The 11,965-nt window shown below is 59.5% G+C and carries 8 protein-coding genes; 7 read left to right on the top strand and 1 reads right to left on the bottom strand.

From position 1 onward, the window contains the following. Nucleotides 1-179 precede the first annotated feature (179 nt). On the bottom strand, nucleotides 180-1,304 hold the full coding sequence (locus AACY49_RS11320; RefSeq protein ID WP_258697461.1) for a polysaccharide deacetylase family protein: 1,125 nt from the start codon (nucleotides 1,302-1,304) through the stop codon (nucleotides 180-182). Nucleotides 1,305-1,483: 179 nt separating this feature from the next. Between AACY49_RS11320 and yaaA the strand changes: the two genes are divergently transcribed. The 7 genes from yaaA to algG all read left to right on the top strand — a co-directional run bounded on the left by yaaA (nucleotide 1,484) and on the right by algG (nucleotide 11,957). Next, nucleotides 1,484-2,263 carry a peroxide stress protein YaaA gene (yaaA, locus tag AACY49_RS11315; protein WP_258697462.1) on the top strand — a complete coding sequence of 260 codons (780 nt, stop codon included), beginning with the start codon at nucleotides 1,484-1,486 and terminating at the stop codon, nucleotides 2,261-2,263. An 835-nt stretch (nucleotides 2,264-3,098) separates the two neighbouring features. After that, complete coding sequence (locus tag AACY49_RS11310) at nucleotides 3,099-4,415, top strand: nucleotide sugar dehydrogenase (protein WP_339523737.1); 1,317 nt, start codon at nucleotides 3,099-3,101, stop codon at nucleotides 4,413-4,415. A 222-nt stretch (nucleotides 4,416-4,637) separates the two neighbouring features. After that, complete coding sequence (gene alg8 / locus AACY49_RS11305; protein ID WP_408980541.1) at nucleotides 4,638-6,119, top strand: mannuronan synthase; 1,482 nt, start codon at nucleotides 4,638-4,640, stop codon at nucleotides 6,117-6,119. Nucleotides 6,120-6,154: 35 nt separating this feature from the next. Continuing rightward, complete coding sequence (locus tag AACY49_RS11300; RefSeq protein WP_339523735.1) at nucleotides 6,155-7,324, top strand: alginate biosynthesis protein Alg44; 1,170 nt, start codon at nucleotides 6,155-6,157, stop codon at nucleotides 7,322-7,324. Between the two features lie 15 nt (nucleotides 7,325-7,339). Next, nucleotides 7,340-8,845: an alginate biosynthesis TPR repeat lipoprotein AlgK gene (gene algK / locus AACY49_RS11295; RefSeq protein ID WP_339523732.1), complete on the top strand. Its 1,506-nt coding sequence runs from the start codon at nucleotides 7,340-7,342 to the stop codon at nucleotides 8,843-8,845. After that, complete coding sequence (locus tag AACY49_RS11290; protein ID WP_320392169.1) at nucleotides 8,842-10,329, top strand: alginate export family protein; 1,488 nt, start codon at nucleotides 8,842-8,844, stop codon at nucleotides 10,327-10,329. The genes algK and AACY49_RS11290 overlap by 4 nt, the downstream gene beginning before the upstream one ends. Before the next feature lie 26 nt (nucleotides 10,330-10,355). Beyond that, nucleotides 10,356-11,957: a mannuronan 5-epimerase AlgG gene (gene algG / locus AACY49_RS11285; RefSeq protein WP_339523729.1), complete on the top strand. Its 1,602-nt coding sequence runs from the start codon at nucleotides 10,356-10,358 to the stop codon at nucleotides 11,955-11,957. Nucleotides 11,958-11,965: the final 8 nt, after the last annotated feature.

Here is an 11,965-nt window from a genome sequence, read left to right as displayed (position 1 = left end):
CGTAATACTCCAAAACCTGTGACAGAAAAAAGCACTTTGACGCTTTTTTGAAGTTTATTTTGCAGAATGACCAATAGCACTTGGCGGACTGCCACCACCCCGCTAAAGTCGGAAGTCCGCCTGCATCGAAATCTCTCTCAAAAACGCCCCCGGCTCAATGTTTACGGGCTTTCTCCGTTTCAGCGAAACGCGTCCTGACAATGCTCCCAACCGATCCCGCTTGGCGCCGTTTGTGTAATGAGCCAGGGCATCGCCGTTTTCAGCGCATCCTGCTTCACATTGAAGTTGATCACCCCGTGCCGCCACAGCAGCATCAGGGTCAACACCCGTTGTGCACTCTGGTTGCCCTTGAGCTTGCCGGCGCCGTCCTGGGCGTCGATGTCCCACAACGCCACTTGCAAACCCTGAGACGTGAAGAAGCCTTCAGCATCGGACCGACGCTGGCCATCGGGTGGACGAAACAGCGGTACGTAATTCTCCGGCAGCTTGCCTTTGACCAGCTCGACGCTGCGCCGTACCGAATCCTGCCAGTCTTGCCAGTGGCTGTGAGAGCGGAACTCCCAACCCTGTACACCCACGCATTGCTGCGAATAAGTGCCTTGCAGGCTGGTCACCGAACGCTCGGCCAGACGGGCCTGAATGTCCTTGCCGAGGACGAAGAACGTAGCGCTCATGTTCGATTTGCGCAGGTACTCGGTGACCCAGGCCGTGTTATCGGGCGTGGCATTGGCGGCACTGTCGAAGGTCAGCAGGAACAGGCGGTCATTCATGGCATCGCCATTGCGTTCATAGTCGCCAAAACGATCGACTTCGCTGCTGGTCTGCGGGAACAGCGCGGCCTTGCGCAACTGCTCGTCCAGGTACTGCGCGTGGAACAACCGGCTCGGCTCGGCCCACTTGATGTAATAGCTGTCGTCGCTGACCTGAAACTTGGCCGCTTGCTCACGCAAGGTGTCCATGTCCTCGACCAGAAAACAGAAGGAGGCATCCTGATCGCAACTGCGCTGGGCGAAGTTGTAGTTGGTCAGCAAACGCTGCCACAGGTGCTGACGCAGCTGGTTGACCGACGCCAGATTGAGGGTGCGCAGGCCCAGACGTTGAGCCAGGCTCGCTTCGTCCAGCGATTCACTGGCCAGCAGGACGCGGGCGAACATGAGGATTTCGGCCCGCGAGGCGACGTCGAACAGCGTCGGGCTGCTGAGCTGCTCAGGCCAGGTGCTGCGATCCAGCGTCGCCACATCGCCCGGCGCCGCCAGGGCGCCAAAGCTCAACAGCCAGGCAAAGAATAGAAAAACGATACGCAATGGGACGCCTCCATAACAAAACCCGCGCGGCACTATATCCGATCCAACACCCTTCCCCGAAGTAACGACGATCCCACAGGGGTTTACAGTTGCCACCGATCATCACCTATGACCTTGATAGCTGGAGTCAACAAGGACAACCCCCTAGAATCGCCCCCACGATTAAAGGAGACGACTTCATGCTGATGGTGATTTCCCCCGCCAAGACCCTCGACTACGAAACACCGCCGGCGACCCCGCGTTTCACTCAACCACAATACCTCGACCATTCCCAGGAGCTGATCCTGCAACTGCGCGACCTGACGCCGGCGCAGATCAGCGAGCTGATGCATGTCTCCGACAAAATTGGCGGCCTCAATGCCGCGCGCTTCGGCAGCTGGACCCCGGCCTTCACCCCAGCCAACGCCAAGCAAGCCTTGCTGGCGTTCAAGGGCGACGTTTATACCGGCCTGAACGCACAAACCTTCAGCGATGCTGACTTCGACTACGCCCAGCAACACTTGCGCATGCTCTCCGGCCTGTACGGCCTGCTGCGCCCTCTGGACCTGATGCAGCCCTATCGGCTGGAGATGGGCACCAAACTGGCCAATGCCCGGGGCAAGGACCTGTATGCCTTCTGGGGCACGCGAATCAGCGAATGGTTGAACGAAGCGTTAGCCGATCAGGGCGACGATGTGCTGCTGAACCTGGCCTCCAATGAGTACTTCTCGGCAGTCAAACGCAGTGCCTTGAACGCGCGCATCATCAATACCGAATTCAAGGACCTGAAGAACGGCCAATACAAGATCATCAGTTTCTACGCGAAAAAAGCCCGCGGCATGATGAGTCGCTTCGTCATCGAAGAACGCATCAATGACCCGGCTGCCCTCAAGCAGTTCGACGTTCAGGGTTATCGCTACAGCAGCGAGCAGTCTAAACCGGACAATCTGGTGTTCCTGCGCGATCACGCGCCGGAGTAATGGAAACCTGCACCAGGTCGGCGCACGACATTGGTTACTTCGTCGTGCGCCGCTCCGTTGATACTCGAATAACTCCCGCCTTTTCGCCGTTTTATTGGCGCCAAAAATCAAGCACTCGAATTTCTAACTTTAGTTTCACTCGACATTGATCATTTTTTTTCAGTAGTGGCACTTAAAATTTTTATCTGTAGTGGCAAAAAAGTACCCAATACAACAATCACCCTATATATAAAGGGCGAAACGGCAAGTGCTATCAATATGAGAGCAGTGCCATCTTTTTCCATATTTCAAGAAATTTCAGAATTCGCGATGGGCGGACTGGAACTATGTCTAAATGCGCCGCTCATACCACCGGTAACGATTCTCTCGGCGCTTGTACGAGATAACTTACGCAGAGAAGAGATTTACATAGCGAAGTTGTCACACGAACTTCTGCTTACTAATCCCTAATTTTGGCAACACATGAAGGACAGGAGATAACGTATCAATACTATCCCCTACAAGGCCACGGCCACGCCCCTATAAACGTGCTCACCCGAGCACCCAACCGCTTGATTTACGGGCTTCTGGCCTGGCATTGAGCGCGCAAGGCCTTTGCACGAACGTCCTCTGATCAGAGGGTCGGCTGCATAACAGGGCACATCATAATAACAAGGCCTGATTGCGCACATCTTGAGTGCACTTATTTAGACACTCGGAACTTAGTATGCCTGCACACGACACTGTAGCGCCTGTAAGGCGCACTTGCGAGTGCACTATGACCGCTGAACACCATTAACTCCGGCCATGTAATGGCTTGTTGAACACAGTCTTGATTAACTGAGAGGTAATTGCGATGCGCATCAGCATATTTGGTTTGGGTTACGTCGGCGCAGTCTGTGCCGGTTGCCTGTCTGCACGGGGCCATGACGTCGTTGGCGTCGATGTCGCCAAAGACAAAATCGATATGATCAACGCTGGTAAATCGCCGATCGTTGAACCGGGTCTGGGCGAACTTCTGCAGCAGGGTATCGAGACGGGCAAATTGCGCGGCACGACCAACTTCGCCGAAGCGATTCGCGACACCGACCTGTCGATGATCTGCGTCGGTACGCCGAGCAAGAAGAACGGCGACCTGGAACTGAACTACATCGAAGCCGTGTGCCGTGAGATCGGTTTTGTCCTGCGTGACAAAACCACCCGCCACACCATTGTGGTTCGCAGCACCGTGTTGCCGGGCACCGTGGCAAACGTGGTAATCCCGATCCTCGAAGATTGCTCCGGCAAGAAGGCAGGCGTCGACTTCGGCGTTGCAGTGAACCCTGAGTTCCTGCGTGAAAGCACCGCGATCGCCGACTACGACCAGCCGCCAATGACCGTCATCGGCGAGTTCGACAAGGCTTCGGGCGACGTTCTGCAATCGCTGTACGAAGAACTCGACGCTCCGATCATCCGCAAGGACATCGCTGTCGCCGAGATGATCAAGTACACCTGCAACGTGTGGCACGCCACCAAAGTGACCTTCGCCAACGAGATCGGCAACATCGCCAAGGCCGTCGGTGTCGATGGTCGTGAAGTGATGGAAGTGGTCTGCCAGGACAAGACGCTGAACCTGTCCCAGTACTACATGCGCCCGGGCTTCGCATTCGGCGGCTCTTGCCTGCCAAAAGACGTGCGCGCCCTGACCTATCGCGCCGGTTCCCTGGACGTGGAAGCACCGCTGCTGAACTCGCTGATGCGCAGCAACGAATCCCAGGTGCAGAACGCGTTCGACATCGTCTCCAGCCACGACAAACGCAAAGTCGCCCTGCTGGGTCTGAGCTTCAAGGCCGGCACCGACGACCTGCGCGAAAGCCCACTGGTTGATCTGGCCGAAATGCTGATCGGCAAAGGCTACGACCTGAGCATCTACGACAGCAACGTCGAGTACGCCCGTGTCCACGGTGCGAACAAGGATTACATCGAGTCGAAGATCCCTCACGTCTCGTCCTTGCTCAACTCGGACTTCGACGAGGTGATCAACAACTCCGACGTGATCATCCTCGGCAACCGTGACGAGAAATTCCGTGCCCTGGCGCAGCAAGCTCCACACGGCAAGCAAGTGATCGACCTGGTCGGCTTCATGTCTCAAGCCACCAGCGTCAGCAAGCGCACCGAAGGTATCTGCTGGTAACACGCCTGTAGGAGCTGTCGAGTGAAACGAGGCTGCGATCTTTCCTAGGGCACTTGAGTCCTGAGTGAACCCAAAGACAAAGATCAAAAGATCGCAGCCTGCGGCAGCTCCTACCGGGATTTCTGGCGTCATCCAGAGCGGGTGTCGCCAGTTTTCACAGGCCTGCCTTAACCCCATCGGGCCACCCCACAGGCTCGCCCGAGATCGAGACGGATGCAGATTATGCACAGGCTAAAGCACGGCCTACTTCAGGCCGCCGGTTGGCTGTTTTACCTAAGTTTACTGATGGGCATCGCCATGGCGCTGCCTGTGTCCACGTTCGACTCCGAGTCGAAGGACTTCATCTTCCTGATCGGTATCGTCGGTATCTGGCGCTACTCGATGGGTGCCACGCACTTTCTGCGCGGCATGCTGTTTCTATACGTGGTCTACCCGCACCTGCGGCGCAAAGTGCGCAAGCTGGGTAAAGCGGCAGACCCGTCCCATGTATTTCTGATGGTCACCAGCTTCCGTATCGACGCGCTGACCACCGCGCAGGTCTACAGCTCGGTGATCCGCGAGGCCATCGACTGCGGCCTGCCGACCACCGTGGTGTGTTCCATCGTCGAAATGTCCGATGAGCTGCTGGTCAAGAGCCTCTGGAAGCGCATGAACCCACCCGCGAGCGTCAAGCTCGACTTCGTGCGCATTCCCGGCACCGGCAAGCGCGATGGCCTGGCCTACGGTTTCCGCGCCATCTCCCGCCACCTGCCGGACGACCGCGCCGTGGTTGCAGTGATCGATGGCGACACCGTGCTGGCCGAAGGCGTCGTGCTCAAGACCGTGCCGTGGTTCCAGCTGTTCGGCAATGTCGGCGGCCTGACCACCAACGAGTTCTGCGAAGTGCGCGGCGGCTACATCATGAGCGAATGGCACAAACTGCGATTCGCCCAGCGTCACATCAACATGTGCTCCATGGCCCTGTCCAAGCGCGTGCTGACCATGACCGGCCGGATGTCGGTGTTCCGCGCCTCCGTGGTGACCGACCCGGACTTCATCGCCGACGTGGAAAGTGACTCGCTGCAACACTGGCGCCTGGGCCGCTTCAAGTTCCTGACCGGTGACGACAAGTCGAGCTGGTTCAGCCTGATGCGCCTGGGCTACGACACGTTCTACGTGCCCGACGCCGCGATCCATACCGTGGAACACCCACCGGAAAAGAGCTTCATCAAGGCCAGTCGCAAACTGATGTTCCGCTGGTACGGCAACAACCTGCGGCAGAACTCCCGCGCCCTTGGCCTGGGGATGAAACGCCTCGGTCTGTTCACCTCCGTGGTGCTGTTCGACCAGCGCGTGTCGATGTGGACGTCCTTGCTGGGCCTGACCGTGGCGCTCATCGCCACCTTCAAGTACGGCACCGCGTTCATCCTGGTTTACCTGCTGTGGATCGGCATCACCCGTCTGATCCTGACCGTGCTGCTGTCCTGTTCCGGTCACCGGATCGGCCCGGCTTACCCGGCGATTCTCTATTACAACCAGATCGTCGGCGCGCTGGTGAAGATCTACGTGTTCTTCCGCCTCGACCAACAATCCTGGACCCGCCAGGACACCAAATTGACCCGTGATCTCGCCAGCTTTCAACGTTGGTTCAACACCTGGTCGTCTCGGACCATGACCTTCTCCGCCGGCAGCATTTTTGTCGCCGTGCTGCTGATGATGGTCTGACCGAACTCGCCTGAATTAACTAGGAAATCGCCCATATGAATACCGCCGTCAACAGCAACGTAGTGCACGAATCCGAAGCCCAGCGCCAACACGCACGCGTGAAAATCCCGGCCAAGCTGCGTTTCTTCGGTCCTGATCGGACTCCGGTTGAAGCCCGCGTCATCGACCTTTCCGCTGGCGGCCTGGCGTTCAACGCCGGTCAGCTGCCGCTGAAGGTCGGCGATGTGCACAAGGCCCGCCTGCAATTCGTCATCGATAACCTCGGCCTGGCCATGGACGTGGAATTGCAAATCCGCTCCGTCGATCGCCAGACCGGTCGCACCGGTTGCCAGTTCCAGAACCTGGAACCCCGGGACATTTCCACCCTGCGCCACCTGATCACCTCGCACCTGGCCGGCGACATCGTCAGCGTGGGTGAAATGCTCGCGACCCTGCAGCGCGACAACTTCACCAAGGCGCGCAAGGTCAAGGACGGCGGCCACGGCATGACGCCGCTCGGCCGTCTGAAAGCGGTGACCTTCAGCGCCGGTATCTTCGTGGTCGGCCTGGTGGCGTTCGGTTTCATTTTCAAATCGGTGTACGGCATGTACTTCGTCAGCCACGCGCAGGCCGGCCTGGTCAGCGTGCAAGGCATGAACATCACCATGCCGCGCGACGGCACCGTGCAGAGCCTGATCAAGGCTGACGGCGTGGCCGCCAAAGGCGCACCGCTGGCGACCTTCAGCACCAGCATGCTCGACATACTCAAGGGCCATCTGGACGAAGATCAACTGCAACCGTCCAAGGTCGAAGAACTGTTCGGCAAGCAAATGACCGGCACCCTGACGTCGCCGTGCGATTGCACCGTGGCTCAGCAACTGGTGGCTAACGGTCAATACGCCAGCAAAGGCGATGTGATCTTCCAGCTGGTGCCGCGCAACACCGAAGCCAACGTTGAGGCACGCTTCTCCTATCGCCAGTTCGGCGACGTGCGCCCAGGTACTTCGGTCAGCTTCCAGATCGCCGGCGAAGACCAGACCCGTACCGGCAAGATCGTCAGCAGCACCAGCCTGAAAAGCGCCGACCTGTCGTCCGACATCCGCGTGCAGATCAAACCTGACGAGCCACTGGACAGCGCCTTCGCCGGTCGCCCGGTGGAAGTGAACAGCACCCGTGGCCCGAACCTGAACTGGCTGATCAACAAAGCCATGGCCGCCGGTCTTTAAACAGAGGACATGCCCGTGACGATCATCAGTCTCCTGAAAACGCCGCGAATCCTGTGGGAGCGGGCTTGCCCGCGATTGGATAAACGCGGTCTTTCTGAAGCACCGAGCCGCCTGAATCGCGGGCAAGCCCGCTCCCACAGTGGTTATGTGGTGTGCTCGCTGGCTTTGGCCGTGAGCCTGGCCGGTTGCGCCGGCCTGCCCGACCAGCGTCTGGCCAATGAAGCCCTCAAGCGCGGCGACACCGCGCTGGCGGCGCAGAATTACCAGCAACTGGCAGACCTGGGCTACAGCGAAGCCCAGGTTGGTCTGGCCGATCTGCAGGTCGACAGCCGCGACCCGGCACAAATCAAAAAGGCCGAGGCGACTTACCGCGCCGCAGCCAGTGTCTCGCCGCGGGCTCAGGCTCGCCTGGGTCGCCTGCTGGTGGCCAAACCCGGCGCCACCGAAGCCGAACACCACGAAGCCGAAGCACTGTTGAAGAAAGCCGCGACCAATGGTGAAGGCAATACCCTGATCCCGCTGGCAATGCTGTACCTGCAATACCCGCACAGTTTCCCGAACGTGAACGCACAGCAGCAGATCAGCCAATGGCGCACCGAAGGCAAGCCCGAAGCGGGTCTGGCCCAGGTGCTGCTCTATCGCACCCAGGGCACTTACGACCAGCACCTGGATGACGTGGAAAAAATCTGCAAGGCGGCGTTGAACACCACCGACATCTGCTACGTCGAACTGGCCATGGTCTATCAGAAAAAAGCCCAGCCAGAACAAACGGCCGAGCTGATCAAGCAGATGCAAGCCGCTCACAGCCGTGGCGCCGTCTCTGCGCAACGGGTGGACAGCGTGGCCCGCGTACTGGGCGATGCAAGTCTGGGCAAGACCGACGAAAAAACCGCTCAGTCGCTGCTCGAAGGCATCGCCCCTGGCTACCCGGCGTCCTGGGTCAGCCTGGCGCAACTGCTCTACGACTTCCCTGAACTGGGCGACGTCGACACCATGATGAAGTACCTCGACAACGGCCGCGCCGCCGACCAGCCGCGCGCCGAACTGTTGCTCGGCAAGCTCTACTACGAAGGCAAAATGGTGCCGGCCGACGCCAAGGTCGCCGAAGAGCACTTCCAGAAAGCCGTCGGCAAGGAAGTCGCCGCCGATTACTACCTCGGCCAGATTTACCGCCGTGGTTACCTGGGCAAGGTCTATCCGCAGAAAGCCCTGGATCACCTGCTGACCGCTGCGCGCAACGGCCAGAACAGCGCCGATTTCGCCATCGCCCAACTGTTCTCCCAAGGCAAGGGCACCCGGCCCGACCCGGTCAACGCTTACGTCTTCAGCCAATTGGCCAAGGCTCAAGGCACTCCGCAAGCCACTGAGCTTGCGCAAACAATCGAAGCGCAACTGCCGCCTGACCGGCTGGCCGAGGCCCAACGCCTGCTCAAACAAGAGCAAGCCATTCGTAGCACCGTGAGTCCGGACACGCTGGAACTGCACGCCCTGCAAGAAGAAGACGGCGAGGAATCCCTATGAAGCTCAATCCATTCGTGCAGGCCGGTATTGGCCTGACATTCGCCCTGCTGTGGTCGTGCCCGACCCTGGCGGCCCTGACCGAAGACAAGAATTTCGGCCTCGAAGTCAAAGTTACCGGCCAGTCCGAAGACGACCGTGACCTGGGTACTGCCAGTGGCGGTGACGTAAACGGCGTCGGCCTCGACCTGCGTCCGTGGGTATACGGCGAGAGCGGCGCGTGGAGCGCCTACGCCATGGGCCAGGCCGTGACATCCACCGATATCATCGAAACGGACACCCTGCAACAGTCCGACAGCGACGGTACCCAGACCACCGACAACGGTGATCGCAAAACCAAGAAGAACTACCTGGCAATGCGCGAGTTCTGGGTCGGCTACAGCGGCCTCACGCCCTACCCTGGCGAGATCCTCAAGCTCGGTCGCCAACGCCTGCGCAACGACGACGGCCAATGGCGCGACACCAACATCGAAGCCCTGAACTGGACCTTCGACACCACCCTGTTGCGCGCCAACGTCGGCGTCGCCGAACGCTTCAGCGAATACCGCACCGACCTGAAAGAACTGGCACCCAAGGACAAGGATCGCCTGCACGTTTTCGGCGACGTCGCCGCCCAATGGTCGCCGGGTAACTGGGTCGGCATTCGCGGTCATCACACCCACGATGACGGCAAGCTCGACTATCCGGAGCCGGGCGTTGCCGGCGATTCTCTGGACAAGAAACAAAACGGCGACATCAGCTGGCTCGGCCTCACCGCCGACAGCGATGCCTACAACTGGCGCAACACCAACACCGTCAACTACTGGGGCAGCATCACCGGCATGAGCGGCGACCGTGACACGGTCAACCCGTTGAATGCCGACGGCACCCGCCCGGCAGAAGCCAAGCGTGGCGAAGACCTGAACGGCTGGGCCACCGACGTGGGCGTGCGTCTGCGCCTCGATCCGCAGTGGCAAGTCGGCGCAGCCTATGCCCGCGCCAGTGCCGAGTACGAACAGACCGGCCTGGAAAGCAACCGTTCGAACTACACCGGTACGCGCTCGCGGGTTCACCGTTTCGGCGAAGCCTTCCGTGGCGAAATGAACAACATGCAGACCGCTACCCTGTTCGGCTCGTGGATGCTCAACGACGAATACGACGCCAGCCTGATCTACCACAAGTTCTGGCGCGTGGACGGCAACAAGCCGGTGGGCAGCAACGGCATCAACGCCGTCGAAAACAACACCGACGACGTGACCGGCGCGATCCTCTCCAGCACCTCCCTGCCGCTGGAAGATGGCAACAAGGACCTCGGTCAGGAAATGGACGTGGTCGTCACCAAGTACTTCAAGCAGGGCCTGCTGCCCGCCTCCTTGAGCCAATCAATCGATGAGCCTTCGGCCCTGGTGCGTGTGCGTGGCGGTGTGTTCAAGCCCGGTGACGCGTATGGCAAAGGCGTCGACTCGTACATGCACCGTGCGTTTGTCGACGTGATCTGGCGCTTCTGATGCAAACCGCGAAGGGAGTGCCCGACATGAACAGTGCCAAGAAAGGCTCGATCAGCCTGCTGGCCGGCGCGCTGCTGCTGGCCAGCACGGCGGCCTTCGCCACCGTTGAACCGGCCAAGTCTGTGCACCAGCCTGAACAGCAGAGCAAATCGGCGACCATGGCCAAGGGACTGCAACAGGCCAAGACCTACACCGTCAGCAGCGCGCCAACCGCGCCGCTGGACCTGGCCAAGCCAGAACTGCCGGACACCTCTGGCTACACCGCCGAAGCCATCGCCGCGAAAATCGTGCGCACCAAGCCCGGCAAAATCAGTGTGCGCCGGATGATGCAGGAAGACGCCTTGAAGGACTTCATCGGCGGTGACAACAAGATGGCCGAGTGGGTGGTGCGTCAGCATGGCATCCCGCAGGCGATCTTTGTCGACGACGGCTACATGAACCTCAAGGACTTGGCGAAGAAGCTGCCCAAGCAGTACTTCAGCGAAACCTCGCCGGGCGTGTTCCTGGCGAAGTTGCCGATCGTGGTGGGTAACAAGGGCATTCTGGAAATCGACAAGCAGACCCAGGAATTGCGCCTGTCCCAAGAGGCCGGTTCGTTCCTGGTCAACGACGGCCAGTTGTTCGTGCGTGATACCAAAATCACTGGCTGGAGCGAGAAGGCAAACGGCCCGGCGGCCTTCAAGTCGCCCAAGGAATTCCGTCCATTCCTGCTGTCCTGGGGTGGCACCGAGACCTACATCGCCAACAGCAAGATCGCCAGTTTCGGTTACGCCAACAGTAAGTCCTACGGCGTGAGTATTTCCCAATACACGCCGAACATGGCCAAGGTGCTCAAGCGCCCTGAACCGACCGGCTGGATCGTCGGCTCCGAGTTCTCGGACATGTGGTACGGCTTCTACTGCTATGAAACCCGCGACTTCGTGGTCAAGGGCAACACCTACAAAGACAACATCGTCTACGGCATCGACCCCCATGACCGTTCCCACGGTCTGATCATCGCCGACAACACGGTGTTCGGGACCAAGAAGAAGCACGGGATCATTATTTCCCGTGAGGTCAACGACAGCTTCATCTTCAACAACCGCAGCTACGACAACAAGCTGTCGGGCCTGGTGATCGACCGTAACAGTGTGAACAACCTGATCGCCTACAACGAGATCTACAAGAACCACACCGACGGCATCACCCTCTACGAGAGTGCCGACAATCTGCTGTGGGGCAACAAGGTGATCAGCAACCGGCGCCACGGCATCCGTATTCGTAACAGCGTGAACATCCGCCTGTACGAAAACGTCTCGATGGCCAACGGCCTGACCGGTGTCTACGGGCACATCAAAGACCTGACCGACACCGACCGGGACATCGAGCTCGACCCGTTCGACGCCGAGGTGTCGCTGATCGTGGTCGGCGGTGAACTGGCCGCCAATGGCAGCGGACCGCTGTCGATCGACTCGCCGCTGAGCGTGGAGTTGTATCGCGTGTCGATGCTCGCGCCGACCAAATCCAGCGGCATCAGCTTCTCCGGGATTCTCGGCGAGCGCCAGGATGAAATTCTCGACCTGCTGGTGCGCCAGCAGAAAGCCGTGCTGATCGACCCTGTCGAACGCCAGACCGAAATGCGGGACTGAGGATAATT

This window comes from Pseudomonas sp. EL_65y_Pfl2_R96, assembly GCF_963970905.1.
In the GTDB taxonomy this organism is placed as follows: Bacteria; Pseudomonadota; Gammaproteobacteria; order Pseudomonadales; family Pseudomonadaceae; genus Aquipseudomonas.
The sequence above is the reverse complement of the archived record's forward strand: the minus strand, read 5'-3'. Positions and strand labels throughout refer to the sequence as shown.